We start from the raw sequence: 26577 nt of genomic DNA on the forward strand, positions 1-26577 counted from the left end.
AAGCCATAAGCCATAAGCCATAAGCCATAAGCCATAAGCCATAAGCCATAAGCCATAAGCCATAAGCCATAAGCCATAAGCCATAAGCCATAAGCCATAAGCCAATTTTAAATTTTGCATCCTGCCGGTCTCGTAATTTTTTTGTAATTTCGCGGCTGAAATAAAGGGGTGCTGTAACAAGCTGAGATGATACCCAATGAACCTGGAACGGGTAATGCCGTTTAGGGAATTTAAATGTACCAATGTGAAAATTTAGCAATTTACCAATGCTCATTGTTAAACTGATAAACCGAATATATTGTTACATTAATAATCTGCCCCTTTTATTCATTAAATGTTAAAATTTATAGAATGAAAGGATTTATTTTTTTAGGGCTTACCATAGGCGCATTTTCTTTTGTGCAGGCCCAGCGTACCGATTCCCTCTCCACCAGGGAAATAGAAGCGGTTCATTTTACCCGGAGACTTCCCGTTGCCAAAGAAATCATTAATGTACAGAAAGATCTGGACAGCCGGAATCTGGGACAGGATCTTCCGATCTTACTGAAAAACCAGACTTCCGTAATTTCGACGTCAGATGCCGGAAACGGGGTCGGTTATACCGGTTTCAGGATCCGTGGGGTATCCGGGAGTGCCATCAATGTGATGATGAACGGGGTGCCTTATAACGATTCCGAAAGCCAGGGGACTTTCTTTGTCAATGTCCCGGATCTTACCAGCTCTGCCTCGCAGATCGTCATCCAGCGTGGGGTAGGGACTTCCAACAACGGGGTTTCTGCCTTCGGAGCCAGCATCAACGTTATTTCCAGGGATCCGGAAGATAAGCTCTATGTGAGAACCGACGACAGCTACGGTTCCTTCAATACCTATAAATATTCGGCAGAAGTGGGTTCCGGGAAATTCTGGGGCAACCGTCTTTCTGTCATGGGCCGGTACACCCATATCCATTCCGACGGTTATATCGACAGGGCTTTTTCAAATTTGAATTCCTATAACTTCACGGCCTTGTTTGAAGAAGGGAAAACAAGGATCCGCCTGATGGCTTTCGGAGGAAAAGAGAAAACCTACCAGGCCTGGAACGGGATCGACCGCAAAACCTGGGAAACGGATCCAAAGTTTAACATTTCAGGAGCCCTCTATGATACGGACGGGAATATTTCCGGTTTCTATGATAACGAAACGGATAATTACCGCCAGAACCATTACCAGATGCTCTGGGAGCAGAAATTCAGTGACCGCTGGAACCTCGAAACCACTCTGCATTATACCAAGGGAAAAGGATATTATGAAAACTATAAGCAGGATGCAAAATTTTCCAGATACAACCTCCCCGATTTTATCAACGGAAGCCAGGCCTTGTCGAGAACGGACTTTATCCGGAAGAAATGGCTGGATAATGATTTCTACGGACTGGTATCTACCCTGTACGGAAAATTTGAAAATCTTAACCTCAACTTCGGGCTTGTCGGGAACCAGTATTACGGAAGGCATTTCGGGAATGTGACCGGTGTTTCTCTTCCACAGATTGACGAACATGAATATTACAGGAACCGTTCCGTAAAGAATGAGGTTTCCGGATTTGCCAAAGCATTGGTGAAAGCAGGCGACCTGGAATTCTTCGGTGACCTGCAGCTGAGAAACATCAGCTATGATACGAAAATCCTTACCGCCGGGGACGGGGAAGGAGCAGACCTGGATAAGAACTGGCTGTTCTTTAACCCGAAACTGGGAGTCAACTACCGGATCGGCAGTGGAAAGGTGTTCATTTCCTATGCCCATGCCCACCGCGAGCCGAACCGGGATGATTTACTCGCCAACAACGAGGTAAAAGCTGAGAAACTTAATGATTTTGAAGCCGGCCTCGAAAAACAGTTCGGGCCCGTTTCCTTTACGGCAAACCTGTATTATATGTCCTATGTCAATCAGTTGGTACTTAACGGGGAACTGAATAATGTAGGTGCTTTTATCAGGACCAATTCAGGAAGAAGTTACAGGAGCGGAGTGGAACTCGGAGCGTTGGCAAAACTTTCAAAACAGTGGGAGCTTAACGGAAATGTAAGTTTCAGCAACAACCGGAACCGGGATTTTAAAATCGAAAACGAAGAAGGCATCAAGGATCTCGGAAATACCCAGATTTCTTTCTCACCGGATGTCATTGCCAACCTCGGACTGAAATTCAATCCGACGGAGAACTTCCAGTTTGCCCTCATCAACCAGTACGTCGGAAAGCAGTACCTCGACAATTCAGAAGATCAAAATCTTCAGCTGAATGATTATTTTCTAACCGATTTCAATGCACAGTACCGGTTTAAGATCAAAAATAACGACATAGCGCTTAAGCTGCTCGTGAATAATATTTTCAACAGGAAATACGTAAATAATGGTGCCGTATGGGACGGTGAACCTTACTATTTCTCACAGGCCGGAACCAATTTTATGTTCGGCATCAGCTGGAAAATCCAGTAAACGATTGGCTATAATACAACAATATAGTAAAAAGTAAAGTTAGAGGAAGGCTGCTCCGGCGGCCTTTTTTTTATGGAGCTTTTTCCCGCTATCCACTGTATCTTTTTCTGCCTTTGCTGCCTGCCGCCGGAGAAAAAGGATGCCGTTCCTATCGGGGCTATTACAGCCGTTATAGCATATAAGTCAGTTTGTCAGTAATCCGGATTTCATCTGTTCAGACTAAAAATATAGTCGAATGTGAAATAGGGAAATGTACCAAGGTAAAAAATATTGTCCCGTTTACATAAGGTATGGCTCAATAAGGGCGGAGCATATTAAAAGCAGGTTTCGTGCTTTGAATTCTTAAATGTACGTTCACAGACAAATCCTGAAAAGTCCCGAAAAAGTTATAAATTTGCCGGCAAATGAATACTTCAGCTTATATTTTAGAATATCTGAAACAGTTCGGGGCCGTTACGGTGCCCGGCTTCGGCGTGTTTTCCCTGGAAAACTCCAAAGCGGTGATCAATTCAGAAAACGGAAGCATCCTTCCTCCGGCAAGTACCATTGTGTACCATCCGGACTATGAAGCACAGTCTGATGAGCTGGCCTTTTTCATCGGCACCCAGAAGCAGATGTCCCTTGAAGCTTCCCGCACCGATCTGCAGATCCAGACGGACTTCTGGAAAAAAAGGCTTCAGTCGGAACATGTATTGGAAATCCAGGGTCTCGGGACCATGTATGCCGAAGAGAGCGGAACCGTTTTCAAAGGAGCCAGGCTGCAGTCTGACCATCCTGATTTTTACGGGCTGGAAGAAATCAGGCTTTCCGATATCGGCAGCACGGAGCTTGCAGAGGCAGCTCCGGAAAAGGGCGAAAAAGATTACAGATTCAATAAATCCATCCTTTGGGCGTTCCTGATCATAATACCGGTAGCCGGGATTCTGGCAGTAGCTTACTTTCAGCAGGATCTCCTGTTCGGAAAGAAATCCTTCGATAAGGTGCCGGTTTCTGTACAGACAAGTACCCACAGAATAGAAAAGGATACCGTAAAAGTAAGGGCCTACACGCCTCCGGCAGAACCAGATTCCCTGAAAAAAGATTCTGCAGCCCTGAGGACCGTGCAGCCGGCAGCCGGGAAAATTCCTTCGGCAGCCATCCCAAAAAATAACACTAAGACGAAATGAATAAAATAAAAAAAGCGTCAGATTCCCTGACGGTAATGACGAATATTGTGCTTCCCAATGATACCAACCAGCTGAGAAACCTCTTTGGGGGTGAGCTGCTGGCAAGAATGGACCGCTGTGCCTCCATTTCAGCCACCAGGCATTGTGAGCGGAGAGTGGTGACGGCATCGGTAAACCACGTCTCTTTTGACCATCCGATCCCGGAAGGCGGAATTGTCGTAATGGAATCAAAAGTTTCCAGGGCCTTTTCCACCTCCATGGAAATTTATGTGGATGTATGGCTGGACGACCCGATCAACCGGAAAAAAATCCAGACCAATAAAGGCATCTATACTTTCGTGGCAGTAGACGAATTCAACAGGCCGATCCCGATCCCTGATATGGAGCCGGAAACCGACATTGAAAAAGAAAGGTTTGCCGCGGCCCTGAGAAGAAAGGAACTCTCCCTGATCCTTTCCGGGAGAATGAAACCTTCCGAATCCATCGAACTTAAAAAGCTCTTCCAGGAAGGGCCTGCGGAATAATTTCCGGCAGAGAAAGCCCGCAGAAAATCAGGGTAACGACTACAGATAAGACCGACAGCACCACCTGCCGGTTTTTTACTGCGTTTTCAAAAGAATCTTCCAGGTATCCCTCTTCTTTCCTGAACATTTTCTCAGGAAAAAAAACAGGCAGGCCCATCAGCAAAAGCAGGAGGGCATTCATTCCGGCAGTTAGCCATAAAAATAGTTTGCTGCCATAGCCGTCCGGACCTTCGGAGGAAAAGTGAATCGGAATGACTTCCCGTACCGAAGGATAGTATATAGCCAAGAGGAGTATATAGGCGAGAAGCAGCAATACGGAAATCACGAAAATGGATTGATGTAATTTCATAGAAACGTATTTTAAAATTGATTTTCGCATAGGATGTTTCTGGATCTTTCACTTACCTTTGCACCAACAAATATAAAGAATTATGTCTTCTATGCGCGTACTGCTTTTAGATAAAAACCATCCTTTAATTACAGATCAGCTTTCAGCTGCCCGCTTCATCCTTGAAGAGGATTTTACATCTTCTTATGATGAGGTCTGCCGGAAGATTGAGCATTATGACGGCGTTATTATCAGAAGCAGGATTCCTTTGGATCAATATTTTTTAGAAAAGGCGAAGAATCTGAAATTCATTGCGCGGGTAGGGGCAGGAATGGAGAATATCGATATTCCGGCAGCAGAAAAGCTCGGCATACACCTGATCAATTCTCCCGAAGGAAACAGGGATTCCGTAGCGGAACATGTGGTAGGGATGCTGCTGGTACTGATGAACCGGCTGTTTATAGCTTCCCGGGAAGTGAAAAACGGCATCTGGCTGCGGGAAGAAAACCGGGGCGATGAGCTGCTGGGAAAAACCGTCGGCCTGATCGGATACGGGAATATGGGAAAAGCCACCGCCAGAAGACTCTCCGGCTTCGGATGCACCGTGATCTTCCATGATATCCTGCCCGGACTTTCCGACGAATATGCCACGCAGGTACCGCTGAATGAATTACAGGAAAGGGCAGAAGTTCTGAGCCTCCACATTCCGCTGACGGAAGAAACCCGTTTTCTCATTGACGGGAACTTCATTTCAGGCATGAAAAACGATTTTTATTTTGTAAACACGGCAAGAGGAAAAAATGTAGATACAAAAAGCCTCGTGGAAGGACTGAAATCCGGAAAGGTAAAGGGAGCCTGCCTTGACGTCCTGGAATATGAAAAAGCATCTTTCGAGAACCTGGAAACGGAAAATGACGACCTGCAATACCTGCTGGAATCCGATAAGGCTATCGTAACGCCGCATATTGCCGGCTGGACGGTGCAAAGCAAGGAAAAGCTGGCCCAGGTCATCGTGGATAAAATTATTGCATCGTATAAACATAAAGAATAGAAGCCGGTAAAACGTTTCAGGCAACCGCATAACGGTGGTCATTCCGCTGGTCCGGCAGCTGTTTTTATTATGTTAAATAATTCATAATTTACGGATATGATTGAGGAGTTATTTTCAGTTTCATTAAATTGCCGCTCATTTTTGTAGTCTCATGAATAAGCGTTATCTTTTATTTCTTCTCACTCCTTTTTTATTTTTTACTTCCTGCAAAAAAAAATCTGAAACCCGGGACGCTGCAGCTGAAAGCATCACGCGTCTTCCGAACTATGGGAATGTTGACCTGGCAAAGGTTTTCACGCAGGCAGACAGCCGGCTTCCCGACAAAGCATCATTGGTCCGGTATATCGATCAGTATTATAAAAAAGTATGGGAAGCGGGAGACCTCAGCGGCGGGATCCTGGTGGCTAAAGGCGACGATATCCTGTATGAAAATTACAGAGGCTTTGCCAGGGAAGGGCAGCAGAACCCGATTGACAGAAATACGCCGCTTCATGTCGCCTCCGTTTCCAAAACACTTACCGCTATGGCCATGATGAAACTGGTAGAAGCAGGCAAGATCAGGCTCACCGATCACCTTACTCAGTTTTTTCCCGGATTTCCGTATCCCGGAGTAACGGTGCAGACCCTGCTCGACCAGCGGAGCGGCCTTCCCAAATATGAATATTTCATCCCTAAAATACAGCCGGCTCCCGAAGAGCTTTCCAAAGCCTTTATTACCAATCAGGATGTCCTGAATATGATCATCAGATACAAGCCTGCCCTGGCAAGGGATACCGATACCGGCTTTATGTACTGCAATACCAACTTTGCCATGCTGGCATTGCTGATTGAAAAAGTAACCGCAATGCCTTTTCCGCAGGCCATGAAGGAAATGATTTTCGAACCCCTGAAAATGAAGCATACCTTTATTTTTCAGGAAAAAGATATTCCTACAGCTTCCCAGTCATTCTATTACGGTGGCAACAGGCTGTATCCTCTCGACAGGCTGGACCTTATTTACGGTGATAAAAATGTATATACGACGCCAAGGGATCTTTACAGCTTTTCAAAAGCTATGTTCTCAAAAGATTTCCTGCGCCCGGACCTCATGCAGATGGTTTTTACCCCTTACAGCAATGAAAAAATGGGAATGAACAATTACGGGCTGGGCTTCCGCATGAAATTGTACGGAAACGGTGAGAAGCTTACCTACCATAACGGCTGGTGGCACGGAACAAACTCCGTATTTGCCCACCTGCTGAAATCAAAAGTTACCATTGTAGCCATCGGAAACAAATACTCCGGAAAAGTATATACGGCACTGGCGCTGTCCGGATTGTTTGAAAATTTCCCGCCTCAGGCGGATAAACTCCACAGTGTGATGAGTGACGGAAAAGATACTTTGAGACATGGTGACGCGTATGGAGAATAATGTTTATTTTTGCGTAAACCTATTCATGAAAAAAATTCTTTTTTTAGTCGTCATCGGTTTCCTTCTGCAGTCCTGCGCAAGGGTAGGATCTCCTGTAGGAGGAAGCAAAGACACGCTGGCTCCGAAATTTTTAAGCTCGAACATCGATACGACAAGAATCAATGTCCCGAGAGACATCAAGGAACTGCGGCTGGATTTTGATGAGTATGTCACCTTAAAAGACATCAATAAAAACCTGAATATCTCTCCGCCGATCAACAATATCAAAAGGATTATCCCCTCCAATATCGCCAATAAATTCGTACTGATCCAATGGACAGATACGTTGCAGGCAAATACAACGTATAATTTTAATTTCGGAAATGCTATTTCCGACAACAATGAGAATAATATTCTGCGGTATTTCAACTTTGCGTTTTCCACCGGGCCCAAACTGGACGACCTCTATATCAGTGGTGATGTGAGAGATGCTTTATCCGTTAAAAAAGCAGGGGAAAATAAATTTGTGGTAGGGCTGTATCCTGTAAAAGATACTATTGATTATAAGAAAAAGCCGTATTATATCACCAAGGTGGATGATGACGGCTATTTTGAGCTGAGCTATCTGGCTCCCGGGAAATACCGGATTATTGCCTTTGATGATGATAACGGAAATTCCATCTATGATCCCGGAAAAGAAAAAGTGGGCTTCCAGAAAGATCCTGTGGTCGTGGAGCAGTCGGTTTCCGGCCTGAACCTCAAACTATATCCTTCCAAAAAGCCGTTGAAGTATCTTGAAATGAAAGATGCTCCCGGCGGAGTGGTAATGACCTTCCAGGGACAGCCCAATACCGTAAAGGTAGTGCCGCAGAATGAAAAGCTGACGGACTACAAAGTAACCCATACCCCGAAATCCGATTCGGTAAGGATATGGTTTGATGCCGTAAAGAGCAACATCGGACAGACCGCTCCTGAAAACCTAAAGTTCGGGTACAATGCAGATAGTAAAAAGGATACACTCTATAATGCCTCCCTGTTTTACCGCTACAATGCGAAAACAGCGATGGACGTCAACAGTGCAAACGGCGGCAGCCTGCTTCCGCCCCTGGAAGACTTTAAGATTAGCTCCGAATACTACATTGACAGGATCAGCCCGGAGAAATGGACATTCAGGATCGCAGGGGACACCCTGAACACAGTACCGTTCACTGCAAAAATTTCAGACACCAATCCATATCAGATTCTGGTAAAAGCTGATTTTACGGCAGGAAAAAAGTATCAGCTGATTGTGCCGAAAGAGACCGTATCCTCTTTTTACGCAAGAAATTACCAGTCCAAACGTTTTGACTTCGAGGCTGATAAAGTGGAAAATTACGGAAGCGTGACTTTCAAACTGCAGAATGCACCGTCAGCCAGTTACTGGATCCAGCTGGTAGACAGTTCAGACAAGGTGCTGTACCAGAAATACACCAAAGGAAGTGAAGTAAAATTCAATATCCTGAGGCCCGGAGAATATATTGTGAGAATCCTGGTGGATAACAATGAAAACAGGTATTGGGATGAAGCCGATTTTCAGAATGGTATTTTTGCGGAGGACGCCTACATTTATTACAAACCGGTGATCGTACGGCCGCTTTGGGACAGCAATGAAGACTGGGACCTGAAAGATACACGTGTACTGGACCCCTCTAAGTTAAGTGCCCCGAAAAACAATACCGCAGCACCGGAAAGAGATCCGAAAAACCTTGATCTCAACAACAATGATAACCTGAGAAACGGCAACAGTGCCCTGACTCCGGTAAGGTGATGAATGAATCGATCTATGAAGACCTTCAAAAAGATATTTCTGTATACGCTTGCGGGTTTTGCCCTGATACAGCTGATTCCTACAGACAAGGTAAATCAGCCCGTAGACCGCAGGGTAAATTTCACCGATGTCAATAAAACGCCGGGAAAAATTGCCGGACTGCTGAAAGGGGCTTGCTACGACTGCCATTCAAATGAAACGGTATATCCGGACTATGCTTATATTGCACCGGTCTCTTGGTCTGTAAAAAGTCATGTAAATGAAGGCCGTGAACATATGAACCTGTCTGTATGGAACACCTACAATAAGGATCTCAAGGAAAGTATGCTCACTCAATCTATACAGACCCTCCGGAACAGGTCAATGCCTATGCCGGGCTACATCGTCTATCACAGAGAAGCCAATCTTTCCGATGCTGAGAGGGCATTGCTGGTTCAATACTTCGAAGGATTGCTGGAATCAAAATCCTATTAGATCAATTGTTAAAGTACGCAAATTTCCCGCAGGAAAGGTACAGGACAGTTCCTTAACGGGATCTGCACAGCTTCTTGTCTGCGGGAACTGCATTTCAGGGGTTACCTATTGTTGAGATAATGGTTAAAAAAATTTTTCTGCGAATCAAATGCCAGCTCCTCCGGGTCCAGCTCCTGTAAAGGGATCCAGAAAGCTTCTGAGATTTCCGATGCTTCAAGGTTTCCCTCGAATTTTTCGTCTACACGGTATTCGTAGAAAAGGTCGATGGTATGATAATCAATTTCCTTATACTGGTAGACATTCGGTAGGCTGGCCAGATAGTGTAACTTTGATTCGTCTACCATGATCTGAAGCTCTTCGGACAGTTCCCGCTTACAGGCCTCTTCCGCGCTTTCCCGGGGATCGATAAATCCTCCTGCAAGATCAAGTTTCCCCCTTTTGGGTTCCCTTTCCCTGCGGGTAAGATAAATCTCATCTTCATGTCTGATGACTACCGCTACAGCGCCTGCCACGTTGTTGTACAGGGTAAACTGACAGAGCGGGCAGCTCCACTTCTTTTCGCCGTCCCAGTGCAGGGAGTCCTCGCCGCAGTTTGGGCAGTACTTCAGTATTTTCATTCGGTTAGATTGATGTTTCTCGGGTGAAAATTCAGGATAACATCCCTGAGTTCTTCCGTTTTCAGATGGGTATAGACTTCCGTAGTGGTAATGCTGGAATGGCCGAGCATTTCCTGGATATACCGGAGATCAGCTCCGTTCTGAAGCAGATGGGTAGCAAAAGAATGCCTGAAGGTGTGAGGCGATATTTTCTTGCTCACGCCTGCTTTGTCCGTTAATTCCTTGATGATCAGAAATACGATCACCCTGGACATTGAAGTTCCCCTGCTGTTGAGAAAGAGGGTGTCTTCATATTTCTTATTGATCTTATTCTTGGACCGGGTTTCGCGGATATAGCTTTGCAGCAATTGGGCGGTATACCCAGCCAGCGGCACAAAACGTGTTTTGTTTCCCTTCCCGTGCACTTTGATGTACTGTTCCTTGAAATTGATGTTTGAAATCTTAATGTCGATCAGTTCCGATACCCGCAGCCCGCATCCGTATAAAACTTCAACGATACAGTGGTTTCTCTTTCCGAGATCCGTATCCATTTCGATCGCATTAATGATTTTATTGATGTCCGGAAGGCTGAGGGTATCCGGAAGGTAGAGCCCGAGTTTTGGCCCTTCCAGCAGTTCTGCCGGATTATCCTCGCGGCATTCCTCCTCTATCAGGAACCTGAAAAAGGCTTTGATGGAGGAAATCCACCGGGCCTGAGAACGCTCGCTGAATTTCTGCTTGGACAGGTTAAAGATATACTCCTGGAGATGTTCGTACCGGATCGTGTCAGGACCTGTATCTTCCAGGTCTGCTTCCGCATATTCTTTTAATTTTCTGATGTCCCGGATGTAGGCATCTAATGTGTTTTCCGAAAAGTTTCTTTCAAATCGGAGAAAGATTTCAAAATCTTTAATTTTTTCATCCCATGTCATTGTTGTGTTATTTTTTTAGTTCGCAATCCGAAATTTGTTCTATTTCAATCTGGTGGTTCCTTAAAAAGGATATTCCGTCATCGTCTGAATACTCGTTGATATAAACCAGCCGGGTAATTCCTGCCTGAAGGATCAGCTTGCTGCACTCTTTACAGGGAGAAAGAGTAAGGTAAAGGGTAGCCCCTTTTGCAGACTGGGTGGAAGCTGCCAGTTTTAAGATGGCATTGGCTTCTGCATGAAGTACATACCAGTGGGTCTGTCCGGCGCTGTCTTCACAGCAGTTTTCAAATCCTGAAGGGGTACCGTTGTAACCATCTGAAATAATCATCCTATCTTTTACGATAAGAGCTCCTACCTGCTTTCGTTTACAGTAGGAAAGTTTTGCCCATTCCTGGGCCATTTTAAGATAAGCTTTGTCAAACTTATTCATACAGCAGCATTGTTTGTGGTTCGAAATAATTTTTTATAAGGGATAAAAGATCAGAATTCAGGCTTTCTTTTCTCAAGAAATGCAGAAACTCCTTCTTTTTTGTCGTCCAGATCAAAAAGCTCTCCGAAATAGCTGATTTCGGTTTCAAAACCTTTATCCGTGTCTGACAGGTTAACAGCGTGAACTGCTCTGGAAATGGCCATCGGTGAATTGCGGGCAATCAGATGGGCAAGCTCCTTTGTTTTGGTTAAAAGTTCTTCAATCGGGTAGACTTCGTTCACCAGTCCGGTCTCTTTTGCACGCTGTGCAGAAACCATTTTGGCAGAAAAAATCATTTCATTGGCAATCCCTTTTCCTACAAGCTTCGGCAAACGCTGGGTGCCTCCGTAACCGGGGATCAGCCCCAGCGTCACTTCAGGAAGTCCGAGTTTTGCATTTTCCGATGCATATCTGATATGGCATGCCATGGCAAGTTCAAGACCTCCGCCTAAAGCAAATCCGTTGATGGCTGCAATAACGGGCTTGGTCATATTCTCAATCTTATCGAACAGCTTCTGATGGCCGCTCCGGGACAGTTCTTCTGCCTTTTCACGTCCGAAATCACTGAACTCCTTGATGTCGGCCCCGGCTACGAAAGATTTTTCACCGCTTCCTGTCAGGATAATCACCCTGCAGGACGCATCTTCATTCAGTCCGTCCAAAGCTGAACTGAGTTCCTGAATGGTCTTAGCATTCAACGCATTCAAACTTTCAGGCCGGTTTATGGTGATGATAACTGATTTATCTTCTTTTTGTAATAATATATTGTCGTAACTCATTTTCCACTATAAAATATTATTCTGTGCAAATTATAAATTTTTTACAAAAAAAAGGAAAAAATATTGACTTTTTTTCCTTTTGATTGAATTTATGTTAATTTTATTATTTAGTATGATTCATCATATTAGGATCAATCATCACATTGAGCTGAGTGGCTACTTTCATGCCAAGTTCTATATTGGCTCTGAAAAAGTGGCATAGCTGACGGTTAATAATTTCGTCTTTTTTAGGTCCGTCAATCTTTTTCATGTGGCCCACGATATTGCTGATCAGATGATCCCTTTCCTCAGGGCTCATCGCCTTGGAATATAACAGTCCCGGCTGGGTATAATGGTCGTCGTCATTTTCATTTCTGTTGTAGCTGGCCACATGGGCGCTATCCAACTCGTACTCGAAGCTCTTGTAAGCCGGGTCCGGCCTGATGTCGTCGAAACTGTTCGGGTGGTAATTCGGCTTGTCCTGGTAATGGCTGGAGTCTGCCATGAAACCGTCTCGCTGATAATTGTTTACGGCAAACGGGCAGCGGTTGACTTCCAGCTGGTGGGCATTGACGCCTACCCTGTAACGGTGGGCATCCTGATAAGAGAAGAGTCTTCCCTGAAGCATCCTGTCCGGCGAAAAGCTGATCCCGTCAATCAGGTTGCTGGGTGCAAACGCAGATTGTTCAACATGGGCAAAATAATTCACAGGGACTTCGTTCAGTTCCATTTCGCCCACCTCGATCATCGGAAAATCTTCATGGAACCAGACTTTGGTAACGTCAAAAGGATTCCATCTGAAATCTCTTGCCTGCTCTTCGGTCATCACCTGGATATACATGGTCCATTTCGGGAAATTTCCTTCTTCAATGGAAGTGCAGAGGTCTTCCTGCGCAAAATCGGGATTTTCACCGGCCATTTTAACGGCTTCCGCGTCAGTAAAGTTCTTAATCCCCTGCTTGGTCAGAAAATGGAATTTTACCCAGGTCCTTTCATTTTCAGCATTAATCATGGAAAACGTATGGGAACCGAAGCCATGCATATGGCGGTATCCGTACGGAGTGCCGCGGTCTGACATCAGGATCAGGACCTGATGAAGTGACTCGGGGTTCAGGCTCCAGAAATCCCACATCATGGTATGGCTTTTCAGGTTGGTCTTCGGAACCCTTTTCTGGGTGTGGATGAAGTCCGGGAATTTTTTGGCATCCTTGATGAAGAAAACAGGAGTATTATTTCCTACAAGATCCCAGTTTCCGTCCTCCGTATAAAATTTCAGAGCAAATCCTCTGGGATCTCTTGCTGTATCGGCACTCCCTTTTTCCCCGCCTACCGTAGAAAATCGGGCAAACATCCTGCAGGAATTCCCGACTTTTGAAAACAGCTTGGCTCTTGTATATTTACTGATATCATGGGTAACGGTGAAGGTTCCGTAAGCGCCGCTCCCGTGGGCATGGACCGACCTCTCCGGAATGCGCTCTCTTACGAAATGGGCAAGATTTTCCTGTAAAATGAAATCCTGCAACAGAACGGGGCCTCTGGGACCAACGGTCTGTGAATCCTGATGCTCGAAGTACGGAGCACCATTGCTTAATGTTAATTTTTTAGAATCCATAAATTTATGATTTGTATCATTGATGTTCTGATAAATTTAAAAAGTAAAGGTACTAAATATCAAATTTACTTCCATATTTAATTTGCCGATAGCAAAAACATCATATCTTTGTAATAGATAATATTAATCAGATGAACATTCAGCAATTGGAATATCTTATCGCGGTAGATAAGTATAAACATTTTGGTAAAGCTGCACAGGCATGCTTCATTACGCAACCCACCCTCAGTGCAATGATACAGAAATTTGAAGATGAACTGGATGTGAAGGTATTCGACCGTACGACACACCCGATCCGTACCACTGATGTAGGACTGCAGATCATCGATCAGGCAAAAGTGATTATAGAATCGGTGAATGAGCTCAGAAACAAAGCCAACCTGCTGAATAATATCCTCGGAGGGACCATCAATGTAGGAATTATTCCTACCGTTTCCTCTTTTATCCTGCCTACGGAAATTTTCAAGTTCCTGGAAGATAACCCTAAGATCCAGATGAATGTAAAGGAAATGACCACTGATAATATTGTCAGGGCACTGAAAGCAGGGGAACTTGATGCAGGTATCATTTCCACGCCTTATGATACGGCGGATGAGTTCTATCAGGACTTCCTTTTTAATGAAGAACTGATGATCTACAGCTCGGATACGGAAGCGAATAAGAAAAATGCCTATGTGGTTCCGGAAGATCTGAATGTAGAGAAAGTATGGCTGCTGGAAGAAGGAAACTGCCTCAGGAACCAGTTTGAAAACATCTGTCACCTGAAAGAAAATACCCTGAAACCTAAAAACCTTGATTTCCTGGCATCCAATATCCAGACGCTGGTTCATATGGTAGACAAAGTGGGAGGAATCAGCATTCTGCCTGAACTTGCCCTTAACCAGCTTTCTGATGTGCAGAAGAAAAACGTATTCCGTTTCAAGAAGCCTTTCCCATACCGGGAAATCAGTATCATTTACTATAAGCCAACTTTCAAGCAGAAGATTATTGATGAATTGTCCCATTCCATCAGGACTTCTCTGGAGAAAAAGCTGAATTATCACGAAAATCCGAAAGAATTCGTAAGCATTAAACCACAGTAGCGGTTATTGTACAACCGGTAAGCGGCTTATTTCAAGAATTATAATTGACAGGCAAAAATTTGAGTATTAAAAAAATAGTACTTAAATTTGCCAGTGTTTACGAACGAGGAAAAATTTGACCTGATTGCAACCTCTCTAAAAAAATGCTAAAACAGTATTTCTTTTTTAGACCTTCCGTCAATCCCCTGTTTTTCTTCGTTCAGTTCTAATTTTAAATATGTAAAATAATATGTCTTATTTATTTACGTCTGAATCCGTTTCAGAAGGACATCCGGATAAAATTGCCGATCAGATTTCCGACGCTTTAATAGATCACTTTTTAGCCTATGATACCTCTTCAAAAGTAGCTTGTGAAACCCTTGTCACTACAGGACAGGTCGTATTGGCCGGTGAAGTGAAGTCCGATGCCTATCTGGATGTACAGACCATCGCCAGGGAAGTGATCAACGGAATCGGGTATACCAAAGGGGAATACATGTTCAACGGGGATTCCTGCGGGGTGATCTCTGCCATTCATGAACAGTCTCCGGATATTAACCAGGGAGTGGACCGGACGGTAGCAGACGAATCCTTTGAAGCAAAAGCCAATGCACAGGGTGCCGGTGACCAGGGGATGATGTTCGGCTACGCTACTAATGAAACGGCGAACTATATGCCGCTTGCCCTGGATCTTGCCCATACCATTCTTAAAGAACTTTCTGCCATCAGAAGGGAAAATACCGAAATCACCTATCTGCGCCCGGATGCAAAAAGCCAGGTGACGATTGAATACTCCGACGACCATAAGCCGGTTAGAATTGATTCTATTGTAGTGTCTACCCAGCATGATGATTTCGGTGCTGAAGAGGAAATGCTCAATAAAATCCGTGAAGACATCAAGAATATCCTGATCCCAAGAGTGGTTGCACTGCAGCCGGAAGAGATCAAAGCGCTTTTCAACGATCAGATCAAATACCACATCAATCCTACAGGGAAATTCGTTATCGGAGGCCCGCACGGGGATACCGGACTTACCGGAAGAAAGATTATCGTGGATACCTATGGCGGAAAAGGAGCTCACGGCGGAGGTGCCTTTTCCGGGAAAGACCCTTCCAAAGTAGACCGCAGCGCAGCTTATGCAACAAGGCATATTGCCAAGAACCTTGTAGCTGCCGGAATAGCGGATGAAGTACTGGTACAGGTTTCCTATGCTATCGGTGTGGCAGAGCCATGCGGATTGTATATCAATACGTACGGAACTTCAAAAGTAGATCTTCATGACGGCGAGATTGCCCGTAAGGTTTCAGAAATTTTCGATCTCAGGCCGTATGCCATCGAGCAGAACCTGAAACTGAGAAACCCGATCTATCAGGAAACCGCATCGTACGGACATATGGGGAAAGAGCATTACATCGCCGATAAAACCTTTAACAAAGGCCATAAAAACGAACTTACCCTGACAGGGCTTGAGTTCTTTACCTGGGAAAAACTTGACAAAGTGGAAGAGATCAAAGCCGCTTTCGGCATTTAATTTTGCTTTCCTGAGAATATATCAACTGCTTTATCGCTACGGTAAGGCAGTTTTTTTTATTTTTACATATAAATAGATTATAAAAGATGAAGAATACCGGATCTGCCCTGATGACTGCCTTCCTGATGATGTTGGGTACATTTGCGAATGCCCAGCTGACAATGCATAAGATGATAAGTGTAGGGTATACCTACCAGAACCAGAGTTTCGGTGATGTGGGCGGAAAACTGCTTTTCCTGAGCAATGACAATATGGTGTACAGGCTTGGCGGCTCTGCCCTGATGGGTTCTGCCAATGGAAAGTTTGCCATTATGCCGAAAGTCTCAGGTGATATTATGTTAAATTTTGAGAAAAATGTGGATTTTTATCATTCGTATTATTTTGTAATGGGAGCCGAAGCAACCAATAAATACATTGCTCCGAAAGTAGGATTCACCCTTTTCGGGCTGCTGGATCTCACCGGCGGATATGCTTTTCCTATAGGAAACAGTGGAATAAACGGCAAAGAGCTGAAAGGCCTGAATATTAATTTTACACTAAATGTCCCTACTACCTTCATTCACGATATGTTTAAATGATTTTTTTTAAATTTTTCTTTTAAAAATTTAATAATAGGTTAACAGTTATTAAAAATTTATTATATTTACATCATAGAAAATTGTTGCCGCCTATTGATTGGACTTTACTCTGAAGAATTGTTTTGTATTTATAGCTGATGCCGGATAATATATCTGGAAAAGTGTTTGTCAGCGAAAGTATATATCGAGAAAAAGTTATGAAATCAAAATCGGATAGTTTACTCATTTCCCTTTACCAGAAAGGAGACGAAGGGGCGTTATCAACCCTTATTCATCGCCATCAGAGAGAACTTTTTACATTCATTTTTTATAAAATTAATGATGAAGACCTGGCGAATGATGTTTTTCAGGATACATTCATGAAAATCATTATTCTGCTGAAAGAAGGACGCTATAACGAAGAAGGAAAATTCATCCTTTGGGCCAAAAGAATTGCCTATAACCTGATCATCGACCATTTCAGGGCGAAATCCAAAAATATTAAAATTTCGGAAACCACTTTTGAAACCGATGAATACTCTATTTTTGATCTGCTCAGAGAACCTTCTGAAAATATTGAAGACCAGCTGGTTACCAACCAGATCCAGGAAGATCTTCTGAAGATGCTTCAGTACCTGCCTGAAAATCAGCAGGAAGTGATCAAGCTGAGGTTTTTTGACGGACTGAGTTTCAAGGAAATTGCCGATCATACGGATATGAGCATCAATACCACGCTGGGAAGGGTTCGGTATGCGCTGATCAACCTGAGAAAAATCATGGATGAAAATAATATTATCCTGACACGGTAGATAATAATATCGGAGAATTCGCGTTTTAAGGAAAAACATCTTTCGCCTATGAGAAAAAATGATTCCTTAAAAGCCACCACTTTGAAGCCAAAAAAACAAACGATTGAGTTTTTGCTCAGCTTTTCAAAGAGTCTTGAAGTTGTAAAAACCAAGGCTAAGAATTATCCGATTTCAAAGAATTAAAATCGCTAATTTTGTGCTGTATGAAAATTCAGCACATTTTTTTTGACCTCGATAATACCCTCTGGGACCACCGCCGGAATGCCTATCTTACCATTAAAGAACTTTTTGAAAAAGAAGAAATCGGCCTGAAATACAGCATCGGTTTTAATGAATTCCATTCCGTTTATCATGAAATCAACGAGAAACTTTGGGAGGATATCAGGGATGGGATCATCGATAAGGAATATCTGAGAAAGCACCGTTTTTATGATACCTTCCGACGCTTTCAGGTAGACGATGAAACGCTTTCCCTGTATTTTGAGGAACATTTTCTGGATAAAATCCTCAATCATAACGAACTGGTGGAAGGGGCAGAACGTATTTTGGAATATCTGAAATCAAAAAACTATACCCTGCACATTATTTCCAACGGATTCAAGGAAGTAACCGAAAGGAAATGTATTTTATCGGGGATAGACAGGTATTTTAAAACCATTACCAGCGCGGATGCCGTAGGCGTAAGAAAACCGGGACCTGAAATTTTTGAGTATTCCCTGAACCTGGCCGGTGCGGCGAAAGAAGAAAGTATCCTTATCGGCGACGATTGGATTGCCGATGTTACCGGAGCCCAACGTTTCGGGATGGACGTGATCTTTTTTGATGTGCTGAATGAAAACAGGGAACAGGAAGGGGTAAAAATGATTAAGCATTTGTCGCAGATTAAAGAGTATTTGTAAAAATATAAGTGATAATTTAATTTTATAAATTATATATCAGGTCTTTTGATATTATGGATTTGCTTTTGTTTTAATAAAGAAATATTGCCATTAATTTAGGATAACTCTGTTGAGAAGCCTTATATAATAATTTTTATATTTACTTTTTTAAAAGTTGAAAGTGAAAAATACTGATTATTATGAGACAGAATTAACTTTAGCAAAAAAGCAAAAATTACAATATCTTTTTGTAAGTATTGGAAATTCTATGATTATTAAAGCTATTCAATACTCTCCAATATTAAAATTAAATGGAAGAACAATATATAATTTAGGATTCGGAGATTACGACGAGACATTACAAACAATAGTTGATGATTCCAATAGCAACAATGGAGATGTTCATAGGGTATTTAATACGGTGCTGCATTCTGTGCCTAAATTTTTTATTTTGAATCCTGATGCTGTTCTGTATGTTTGCGGAAGCGATTCGAAAGATAATTATAAACGTTTATGTTCTCAGACCTGTCGTAATATTGAAAAGTGTAGAGATAGTTGCAGAAAAGAGGATAGAAGAATTAAAATATACTGTAATTACGTAGATAAAAATTTTGATGACTTAAGTACTGAATATATCTTTTTTGGAAGAAACAAAGCAGTTCATGAAAAGTTTGTGCAGTATATACCATGGCAGAAATATCATGAAATTTTAGTTTATAAAATAAAATAATTATTTTCAATATGCCTTACTTAATAAAATGTTATATATTTGATTTATAAAATACTAAACAAGCACTAATGAAAACAACAGTTGAAAATGGAAAATTAATTAAAATTCCTCCCGAAGCTAAAGTAAAATTTAGAACTGTAGCCACAAATATTAAAGATAAAGATTTATTTCAGAATAAAATAAATGCAGCTAAAAAATCCTTACAAGGATTAAAGAGTTTACCAGTATAAATAAAAAGATCTGTACCAACAGATCTTTTTATTTATAGCTATATTGTTAGATTCCCAGGCTCTCTCGCACTCTTTTCATGGTTTCCGTAGCCACTGCTCTGGTCTTCACGGCTCCTTCCTGAAGCTTCGCTTCCAGTTCATCCAGGTTATTCATATAATAGGAAAAAAGTTCCCTTTCTTTTGCGAATCGTACCAGGATGAGTTCCAGCAGTTCTTTTTTCGCATGGCCGTACCCGAAGTTTCCGGCTGTATACTTTGCTCGTAATGCTTCGGTCTGCTCAGGCGTGGCAATCAGCTGGTAAATCGCAAATACCTTATCGGTTTCGGGATCTTTGGGCTCTTCCAGGGATTTGGAATCGGTTTCGATGCTCATCACCTGTTTTTTCAGCTCTTTTTCCGGCAGGAAAATATTGATGATGTTCCCTCTGGATTTGGACATTTTATGGCCGTCGATTCCCGGGACATATTTGGTATTCTCCTGAAGCTCAGACTGTGGAAGCACAAAAACTTCACCCATCTGATTATTGAAACGGGAAGCCACATCACGGGCGATTTCCAGGTGCTGAAGCTGGTCTTTTCCTACAGGAACAATTTCCGCATCGTACAGCAGAATGTCAGCGGCCATCAGGATAGGATAGGTGAATAATCCTGCATTTACATCCTGCAGGCGGTCTGCTTTATCTTTGAACGAATGGGCCAGCGTCAAACGCTGGTATGGGAAGAAACATGATAAATGCCAAGAAAGTTCACAGGTTTCAGGGATGTCGCTCTGTCTGTAAAAATAGGTGTTTCCGGTATCCAGCCCACAAGCAAGCCAAGCCGCAGCAATTTCGTAGGTGTTCTGTTTAAGCTCTTTCGCATCCTTAATCTGGGTAAGGGAATGAAGATTCGCGATGAATAAAAAAGATTCGTTTCCTTCCTGCTTTGAGAGCTCAATTGCAGGAATAATGGCACCCAGTAGATTACCAAGGTGCGGGGTTCCGGTGGCTTGAATGCCGGTAAGAATTCTTGACATTGTTTACAATTATGTTTAAAATTAATGAACTGCAAATTTAGGAAATTCTTCTCCTGTCTGGCAACCGTATAGCCTGTTTCAAAGATTTTTATACAGAGAAAGCAGGATCGTGATCAGCCGGACAGGCCGAATTCTGCTTCTACCGGACAGCAGAAATGTATACAGCATGTTAAATAACTTACGGAATCTGAATTTTCTTTCCGCCGAATTTCGGTTCCACGCCGGTAATAAGATCCAGATAAGCTTTTGTCTTGGCAAGATATTCCCTCATGTTGGTCTTAAAGCCTGCATATTTGTTGACATCTTCCGCATTGAACCCATAAGCTTCCATACCGTTCTGCTGTGCCAGAAATACGGCCCTTTCATTGTGGAACTTCTGGGAAACGATGATGATCTTTTGCTGGCCGAAAATTTCTTTTGCCCTCACCACGGAATCCAGCGTCCTGAATCCGGCAAAGTCCAGGAAGATACGGTCTTCCGGCACGCCACGTTCCATCAGGGCTTTCTGCATGTCTTCAGGCTCATTGTAATCTTGCCTGCTGTTGTCCCCGCTTACGATAAGGTACTGTATTTTACCGCTCCGGTAGAGTTCGGCGGCAGCAAGTATCCTGTTGTAGAAATAGGCATTGATCTGGCCGTTATCGAGTGTTTTGCTGGTTCCCAGCAGTAAGGCTGTTTTGGTTTGCGGGAGGTCGTCAATATGGGCCGAAAGGAAATCTTCCGTGTTTCTCTTCATGCTGTAATTGGCCCATGCCATAAAAACAATTCCTGCCACCAGAAGGAGCAGGAAAAGTTGTATCAGTTTTTTTATCAGTTTTCTCATCGGGTATCAATGTCTAGAATTCCAGTCCGTTCGGGAAGGCTTTTTTCCGGAAGATCAGCAACAGCACGGCACCTACGGTAATCGCAGAGTCGGCCACGTTGAAGATGTATTTGAAAAACTCAATATGTTTTCCTCCGATCAGGGGCCAGCTTTCAGGAACGTTCCAGTCTACCAGCGGAAAATGCAGCATGTCTACCACGCATCCTCTCATGAAAGTAGAGTAGCCATGGCCAAAGGAAGTCAGTTTTGAAATGCCGTCATAGCCGATCCAGCGGTCGATGCTTGCGTCGTAAAGGGTTCCGCTGTCAAAGATCAGTCCGTAAAACATGCCGTCGATCAGATTGCCGATGGCACCTGCGAAGATCATGGCCATCGGGATAAGCAGGTAATTGGATTCCCTGCGTTCCAGCCATTTTTTGAAGAGGTAAATCATTCCTCCGATAAGGAATACCCTGACGATAACCAGGAAGTATTTTCCGATCACGCCACCGAAATGCAGGCCATAGGCCATGCCCGGATTTTCCACAAACGTCATCTTGAAGCCGGGAAGCACTGAAATGCTGTCGTTCAGGTTAAAATGCGTCTTTACATAGATTTTTGAAGCCTGGTCAATCAGTAAAATAAGAAGGGTGACAAATGCAATTTTTTTCATTACAGTCCTTTAGGTTTTGTCGGTTTACCTAATTTCTCATTCTTCCGGTCGACGATCTTCTTAATCGTCTTCTCGTTATGATGGGTATTTTTGGTATGGAATTTTTCGAATTTGATATTCATTTCTTTCAGTACGCTCTTCAGCGCACTCAGCTCCATGGCATTTCTGGTGTGGACAATAATGGATTCCATTGTATATAAATTTTCACTTTTTAGACAGTTCGTCGAGTCTTTTCCGGTCTTTGGCTGAAAGGTCTTTGATTCCGTTTCTGCCCATTTTGCCCAAAAGCCTGTCGATTTCTTTTTCCCTTTCGCGTTTTTCGGAATTGAACCGGTCATCAAGGGTATAATTCTTTCCGGGGCCCGGGAAGAATCGCTCTCTGATCCGGTCCCGGTACAAAAATGCCAGCAGGGCTGCAATGATGAGGAGTAAAATCAAAAATCCGCTCATGGGTATATACTAAAAATTCAGGTTTATAAGTATTTTACAAAAATACAATATAAACCTGAATTTATTTTATTAACCGGACGGTTATTTCTGCATGTTTTTCGCTTCAATGCTCAAGGTAGCATGAGGCACTGCGAAAAGCCTTTCTTTGGGAATCAGCTTTCCGGTTACCCTGCAGACACCGTAGGTCTTGTTCTCGATTCTGATCAGCGCGTTTTTGAGATCCCGTAAGAATTTCTCCTGTCTTCCTGCCAAAATAGAATTCTGCTCCTTGCTTAGGGTTTCCGCTCCTTCTTCAAAAGCTTTGAAGGTAGGTGAAGTATCATCGGTACCGTTATTCTGGTCGTTGATGAAGCTTTCACGGATCAGCTTAAGGTCGTTTTCCGCTTTTTCTATTTTTTCTTTAATGATGGATTTGAATTCCTGTAAATCGGCATCACTGTATCTTACTCTTTCGTCTGACATAATCATGTTTTCTCTAGTTTAATAAATTGTGGACTTGAATGTGGAAAAAGTTAACTATTTGTTAATTCTTTCAACATTTATCTTAAAATTAACTTCATCGATTTCGATTTCGTTAAAATTTGAGAGTGAAGATACGATTTCTATTTTATCTGACAAGACTTCGGAAGAAATATATTCCTCATTTTTTTTAATGTCTTCAAGGAATGGGCAACCCTCTTCCAGTGAGATGATTATACGGTCTGTCAGTTCAAAATTTTTCTCTTTTCTCAGGTTCTGAATCCTGTTGATCAGTTCCCGGGCAATGCCTTCAGATTTTAACTCTTCTGTTAGCTTCAAATCTAGTGCCACAGTCGTTTTCCCGTCAGAAGTTACCGTCCATCCGGGTATGTCTTTGGTAGAAATTTCCACATCTTCCGGAGTAATTTCGTATCCCTGCACCTCAATTTTGCCTTCTTTCTCAAGTCCGGCAATCTGTTCTGCCGTAAATGCTGCAATGGCACCGCCTACGGTTTTCATATCTTTTCCCAGTTTGGGGCCTAATGCCTTGAAGTTCGGTTTGATCTGTTTTACGATCAGGTGGGACGCTTCTTCTGCGTTGATCAGCTGGAGTTCCTTTACATTCACCTCCTGTCTGATCAGGTCGGCTACAGCAAGGATCTGTTGTTCCGTTTTAGCATCCAGAACAGGAATCAGCACTTTCTGCAAAGGCTGGCGTACTTTTACGTTTTCCTTTTTTCTCAATGAAAATACCATGCTGGTAATATTCTGGGCCAGGTGGGTTTTTTCCACCAGGTCCTGATCGATCAGGCTTTCATCCGCTACCGGGAAATCCGTAAGGTGAACCGATTCGCCGCTGCTTCTTCCGGTAACTGTATTCAGGTCCTGGTACAGCTGGTCCATAAAGAACGGAGCAATCGGTGCCGATAGTCTCGCCACCGTTTCAAGACAGGTGTATAAAGTCTGGTAAGCGGAGATTTTATCTTCTGAATAATCGCCTTTCCAGAAACGTCTCCTGCACAGTCTTACATACCAGTTGCTCAGGTTGTCGTTTACAAAAGTACTGATGGCCCTGGCTACTCTTGTCGGTTCGTAATCTTCATAGAAGGCTTTAACTTCCTTGATCAGTAAGTTTAGTTCCGATAAAATCCAACGGTCGATTTCCGGACGGTTCTCCACTTCTTTTTCGGAATAATTAAATCCGTCCACGTTGGCATACAGCACAAAGAAAGAGTAGGTGTTATACAATGTTCCGAAGAATTTTCTTCTCACCTCATCGATGCCTTCAATGTCAAATTTCAGGTTTTCCCAAGGGTTGGCATTAGAAATCATGTACCAGCGCGTAGCATCCGGTCCGTACACCGAAAGGGTTTCAAACGGGTCCACGGCATTTCCTTTGGATTTTGACATTTTCAGTCCGTTTTTATCCAGAACAAGTCCGTTGCTCATTACATTCTTATACGCTACCGAATCGAATACGGCGGTTCCGATGGCGTGAAGCGTATAGAACCAGCCACGGGTCTGATCAACTCCCTCCGCGATAAAATCGGCAGGGAAGGCTTTATTGTTGTCGATTAATTCTTTATTCTCAAAAGGATAGTGCAGCTGCGCATACGGCATCGAACCCGAATCGAACCAAACGTCGATCAGATCACTTTCACGCTTCATCGGCAGCCCTGAATCCGAAACCAGAATAATCTTGTCAACGATGTTTTTATGAAGATCAACGAGCTCATAGTTGGATTCGGACATATTGCCGATCACGAAACCTGTAAAAGGATTTTCTGTCATCAGTCCTGCCGCAACGGATTTCTCGATTTCATTATACAGCTCTTCTACAGAACCGATAATTTTTTCTTCCAGTGCTGAGCCTGTCGAAGAGTCTGTTCTCCAGATCGGCAACGGAATTCCCCAATATCTTGATCTTGAAAGGTTCCAGTCGTTCACGTTTTCCAGCCAGTTGCCAAAACGTCCTTCTCCGGTTGATTTCGGTTTCCAGTTGATTTCTTTGTTTAAATCCACCAGCCGTTCTTTTACGGCCGTCATTTTCACAAACCAGGAATCCAGCGGGTAATACAATACCGGCTTGTCTGTTCTCCAGCAATGTGGATAACTGTGGACATATTTTTCTACTTTGAAAGCTTTGTTTTCCGTCTTCAATAAAATTGCCAGCTCTACATCCCAGGATTTCTCCGGAGCAGTGCCTTCATCGTAATATTCATTTTTAATGTATTTCCCGGAGAATAATTCCGGAACATTCTCCCCTTTGATAAATCTTCCCTGAAGGTCTACCAATGGAATCAGGTTATCGTTTTCATCTTTTACCAACATCGGCGGAACTTCAGGTTTTGCCATTTTGGCAACCCTTGCATCATCCGCACCGAAAGTCGGTGCCGTATGAACGATTCCCGTACCGTCTTCCGTTGTAACGAAATCCCCTAAAATCACCCTAAACGCATTTTCAGGATGGTCATTCGGGGTAAACCATGGAACAAGCTGTTCGTATCGGGTTTCCACCAGTTTTTCTCCGGTAAATTCTTTTAGGATTTTAAACGGAATTGTTTTGTTTTCTGCAGAATAATTTGCAAAATCCTCATCCGTTCCTTCAGTATATTTTTTCCCGAAAACTTTAGGTAAAAGCACGCGGGATAAAACAACGTTTACCGGCTCGAAAGTATATTGGTTGAATGTTTTTACCAGGACATATTCAATATCTCTTCCTACGGTAAGGGCCGTGTTGGAAGGAAGCGTCCATGGGGTTGTCGTCCAGGCCAGAATGTGTACGTCGCCGTCCACATTGCTGAACAATTCAGAAGATTCTTTTTTTACCTTGAACTGAGCTACCACCGTCGTATCCGAAACATCATGGTACGTTCCGGGCATATTCAGTTCCGCAGAAGAAAGTCCGGTTCCTGCTTTCGGGGAATAAGGCTGGATGGTGTATCCTTTGTATAATAATTCCTTATCGTACAGTTGTTTCAGCAGCCACCAAACCGTCTCCATATATTTAGATTTATATGTGATGTAGGGATCATTAAGATCTACCCAATACCCGATTTTTTCAGTCAGGTTGTTCCACACATCGGTATAGCGCATGACCGCTTCACGGCAGGCTTTGTTGTAATCCTCGATCGAAATCTTTTTGCCAATGTCTTCTTTAGTGATTCCTAATTCTTTTTCCACACCAAGCTCTACTGGAAGTCCGTGGGTATCCCAGCCCGCTTTACGGAACACCTGCTTTCCGTTCTGGGTCTGGTAACGACAGAAAATATCCTTTAATGCCCTGGCCATAACGTGGTGAATCCCGGGCATACCATTCGCAGAAGGCGGACCTTCATAAAAAACGAATTCAGGTTGCCCCTCACGAATCTCAACGCTTTTATTGAAGGTATTGTTCTGTTTCCAGAATTCCGCGATGTTCTCGGCTACATCAATAAGGTTGAGGTTTTTGTATTCTTTAAACTGGCTCATTGTATTATCTCAATATCGTTGATTAATTAAGTGGGCAAATTTACTAAAATTTACCGGTTTGTAATATATGTTTTATTTTGATATTTCCCATTAAAAACTTCTGTTTCAGAAAAATAAAATCAAAATTAAAGGTCAGCGGTAAATGATCGTGTTTTCTGCTGCTCAGTTTATCCGGATAAACCGGTTTTATACTTCTGATACAACCCGTATCAGGAAATGACCTGGTCCTTTTTTGCTGTGTATTATATGATAAAGCTGATTTTAAAGGCCTGTCTGTTTCTCCGTGATCTTAGCCGTGCAAGAAAATGCCTTTGCAGACTTTAATACCCAAAAAGTTG

Annotated in this window: 27 protein-coding genes and 1 riboswitch; of the genes, 14 read left to right on the forward strand and 13 right to left on the reverse strand. The window is 43.1% G+C overall.

The genetic code is table 11. The features are described 5' to 3' along the window. The first annotated feature begins 155 nt into the window (after window positions 1–155). Window positions 156–246, forward strand: a riboswitch (TPP riboswitch). A gap of 105 nt (window positions 247–351) precedes the next feature. The 3 genes from QZ735_RS09030 (at window position 352) to QZ735_RS09040 (ending at window position 4156) form a co-directional block, all read left to right on the forward strand. Next, window positions 352–2466 carry a TonB-dependent receptor gene (locus QZ735_RS09030; RefSeq protein WP_294247160.1) on the forward strand — a complete coding sequence of 705 codons (2115 nt, stop codon included), beginning with the start codon at window positions 352–354 and terminating at the stop codon, window positions 2464–2466. Between the two features lie 404 nt (window positions 2467–2870). Continuing rightward, a complete protein-coding gene (locus tag QZ735_RS09035; RefSeq protein ID WP_294247162.1) occupies window positions 2871–3632 on the forward strand; it encodes a hypothetical protein in 762 nt (253 codons plus the stop codon). Continuing rightward, entirely contained in the window at window positions 3629–4156 is a 528-nt protein-coding gene (locus QZ735_RS09040; protein ID WP_294247163.1) for an acyl-CoA thioesterase, read from the forward strand. The genes QZ735_RS09035 and QZ735_RS09040 overlap by 4 nt, the downstream gene beginning before the upstream one ends. Here QZ735_RS09040 and QZ735_RS09045 read toward each other — a convergent pair. Beyond that, window positions 4122–4505 carry a DUF1648 domain-containing protein gene (locus QZ735_RS09045; protein ID WP_294247166.1) on the reverse strand — a complete coding sequence of 128 codons (384 nt, stop codon included), beginning with the start codon at window positions 4503–4505 and terminating at the stop codon, window positions 4122–4124. The two genes, QZ735_RS09040 and QZ735_RS09045, sit on opposite strands and share 35 nt — an antisense overlap. Before the next feature lie 91 nt (window positions 4506–4596). On the opposite strand from QZ735_RS09045, the gene QZ735_RS09050 reads away from it, so the two are divergent. From QZ735_RS09050 to QZ735_RS09065, 4 genes are all read left to right on the forward strand, one after another. Beyond that, complete coding sequence (locus QZ735_RS09050) at window positions 4597–5535, forward strand: 2-hydroxyacid dehydrogenase (protein ID WP_294247240.1); 939 nt, start codon at window positions 4597–4599, stop codon at window positions 5533–5535. 151 nt (window positions 5536–5686) lie between these two features. Further along, window positions 5687–6946 (forward strand): serine hydrolase, encoded by a 1260-nt coding sequence (locus QZ735_RS09055; RefSeq protein ID WP_294247169.1) that lies wholly within the window; start codon window positions 5687–5689, stop codon window positions 6944–6946. Window positions 6947–6971: 25 nt separating this feature from the next. Next, window positions 6972–8732 carry an Ig-like domain-containing protein gene (locus QZ735_RS09060; protein ID WP_294247172.1) on the forward strand — a complete coding sequence of 587 codons (1761 nt, stop codon included), beginning with the start codon at window positions 6972–6974 and terminating at the stop codon, window positions 8730–8732. A 15-nt stretch (window positions 8733–8747) separates the two neighbouring features. After that, window positions 8748–9206 carry a heme-binding domain-containing protein gene (locus QZ735_RS09065; protein ID WP_294247175.1) on the forward strand — a complete coding sequence of 153 codons (459 nt, stop codon included), beginning with the start codon at window positions 8748–8750 and terminating at the stop codon, window positions 9204–9206. A 101-nt stretch (window positions 9207–9307) separates the two neighbouring features. Here QZ735_RS09065 and QZ735_RS09070 read toward each other — a convergent pair whose 3' ends face one another. The 5 genes from QZ735_RS09070 to QZ735_RS09090 all read right to left on the reverse strand — a co-directional run bounded on the left by QZ735_RS09070 (window position 9308) and on the right by QZ735_RS09090 (window position 13573). Further along, window positions 9308–9823, reverse strand: coding sequence for an NUDIX domain-containing protein (locus QZ735_RS09070; RefSeq protein WP_294247178.1), 516 nt, complete (start codon window positions 9821–9823; stop codon window positions 9308–9310). After that, the gene (gene xerD / locus QZ735_RS09075; protein ID WP_294247180.1) at window positions 9820–10734 is read right to left on the reverse strand and encodes a site-specific tyrosine recombinase XerD; all 915 of its coding nucleotides are present in this window, start codon (window positions 10732–10734) and stop codon (window positions 9820–9822) included. The genes QZ735_RS09070 and xerD overlap by 4 nt, the downstream gene beginning before the upstream one ends. A 7-nt stretch (window positions 10735–10741) precedes the next feature. Next, on the reverse strand, window positions 10742–11164 hold the full coding sequence (locus QZ735_RS09080) for a dCMP deaminase family protein (protein WP_294247181.1): 423 nt from the start codon (window positions 11162–11164) through the stop codon (window positions 10742–10744). A 50-nt stretch (window positions 11165–11214) separates the two neighbouring features. Next, on the reverse strand, window positions 11215–11982 hold the full coding sequence (locus QZ735_RS09085) for an enoyl-CoA hydratase-related protein (RefSeq protein WP_294247184.1): 768 nt from the start codon (window positions 11980–11982) through the stop codon (window positions 11215–11217). Between the two features lie 103 nt (window positions 11983–12085). Further along, complete coding sequence (locus QZ735_RS09090) at window positions 12086–13573, reverse strand: catalase (RefSeq protein WP_294247186.1); 1488 nt, start codon at window positions 13571–13573, stop codon at window positions 12086–12088. A 131-nt stretch (window positions 13574–13704) separates the two neighbouring features. Between QZ735_RS09090 and QZ735_RS09095 the strand changes: the two genes are divergently transcribed. From QZ735_RS09095 to QZ735_RS09125, 7 genes are all read left to right on the forward strand, one after another. After that, window positions 13705–14655: a LysR substrate-binding domain-containing protein gene (locus QZ735_RS09095; protein WP_294247189.1), complete on the forward strand. Its 951-nt coding sequence runs from the start codon at window positions 13705–13707 to the stop codon at window positions 14653–14655. Between the two features lie 229 nt (window positions 14656–14884). Next, the gene (gene metK / locus QZ735_RS09100; RefSeq protein WP_294247192.1) at window positions 14885–16165 is read left to right on the forward strand and encodes a methionine adenosyltransferase; all 1281 of its coding nucleotides are present in this window, start codon (window positions 14885–14887) and stop codon (window positions 16163–16165) included. Between the two features lie 86 nt (window positions 16166–16251). After that, window positions 16252–16743 (forward strand): hypothetical protein, encoded by a 492-nt coding sequence (locus tag QZ735_RS09105; protein ID WP_294247197.1) that lies wholly within the window; start codon window positions 16252–16254, stop codon window positions 16741–16743. Window positions 16744–16940: 197 nt separating this feature from the next. Beyond that, a complete protein-coding gene (locus QZ735_RS09110) occupies window positions 16941–17531 on the forward strand; it encodes a sigma-70 family RNA polymerase sigma factor (RefSeq protein WP_294247199.1) in 591 nt (196 codons plus the stop codon). A 203-nt stretch (window positions 17532–17734) separates the two neighbouring features. Next, complete coding sequence (locus QZ735_RS09115) at window positions 17735–18430, forward strand: YjjG family noncanonical pyrimidine nucleotidase (protein WP_294247202.1); 696 nt, start codon at window positions 17735–17737, stop codon at window positions 18428–18430. A 160-nt stretch (window positions 18431–18590) separates the two neighbouring features. Further along, window positions 18591–19139, forward strand: a complete 549-nt coding sequence (locus QZ735_RS09120; RefSeq protein WP_294247204.1) for a hypothetical protein — start codon at window positions 18591–18593, stop codon at window positions 19137–19139. A 68-nt stretch (window positions 19140–19207) separates the two neighbouring features. Next, on the forward strand, window positions 19208–19369 hold the full coding sequence (locus QZ735_RS09125) for a hypothetical protein (protein WP_294247207.1): 162 nt from the start codon (window positions 19208–19210) through the stop codon (window positions 19367–19369). Between the two features lie 46 nt (window positions 19370–19415). Here the strand turns inward: QZ735_RS09125 and trpS are convergent, their stop codons facing one another. The 7 genes from trpS to ileS all read right to left on the reverse strand — a co-directional run bounded on the left by trpS (window position 19416) and on the right by ileS (window position 26239). Beyond that, window positions 19416–20384, reverse strand: a complete 969-nt coding sequence (trpS, locus tag QZ735_RS09130) for a tryptophan--tRNA ligase (protein ID WP_294247208.1) — start codon at window positions 20382–20384, stop codon at window positions 19416–19418. 178 nt (window positions 20385–20562) lie between these two features. Continuing rightward, window positions 20563–21207 carry an ElyC/SanA/YdcF family protein gene (locus tag QZ735_RS09135; protein WP_294247210.1) on the reverse strand — a complete coding sequence of 215 codons (645 nt, stop codon included), beginning with the start codon at window positions 21205–21207 and terminating at the stop codon, window positions 20563–20565. Window positions 21208–21220: 13 nt separating this feature from the next. Further along, a complete protein-coding gene (locus tag QZ735_RS09140) occupies window positions 21221–21859 on the reverse strand; it encodes a lipoprotein signal peptidase (protein WP_294247212.1) in 639 nt (212 codons plus the stop codon). After that, the gene (locus QZ735_RS09145) at window positions 21859–22050 is read right to left on the reverse strand and encodes a DUF2683 family protein (protein ID WP_294247213.1); all 192 of its coding nucleotides are present in this window, start codon (window positions 22048–22050) and stop codon (window positions 21859–21861) included. The genes QZ735_RS09140 and QZ735_RS09145 overlap by 1 nt, the downstream gene beginning before the upstream one ends. A gap of 13 nt (window positions 22051–22063) precedes the next feature. Beyond that, window positions 22064–22309, reverse strand: a complete 246-nt coding sequence (locus QZ735_RS09150; protein ID WP_294247216.1) for a DUF6576 domain-containing protein — start codon at window positions 22307–22309, stop codon at window positions 22064–22066. Window positions 22310–22390: 81 nt separating this feature from the next. Further along, window positions 22391–22771 (reverse strand): TraR/DksA C4-type zinc finger protein, encoded by a 381-nt coding sequence (locus tag QZ735_RS09155; protein WP_294247218.1) that lies wholly within the window; start codon window positions 22769–22771, stop codon window positions 22391–22393. 54 nt (window positions 22772–22825) lie between these two features. After that, window positions 22826–26239, reverse strand: coding sequence for an isoleucine--tRNA ligase (gene ileS, locus QZ735_RS09160; RefSeq protein ID WP_294247221.1), 3414 nt, complete (start codon window positions 26237–26239; stop codon window positions 22826–22828). Window positions 26240–26577: the final 338 nt, after the last annotated feature.

The sequence above is a fragment of the uncultured Chryseobacterium sp. genome, assembly GCF_913776365.1.
GTDB lineage: Bacteria > Bacteroidota > Bacteroidia > Flavobacteriales > Weeksellaceae > Chryseobacterium.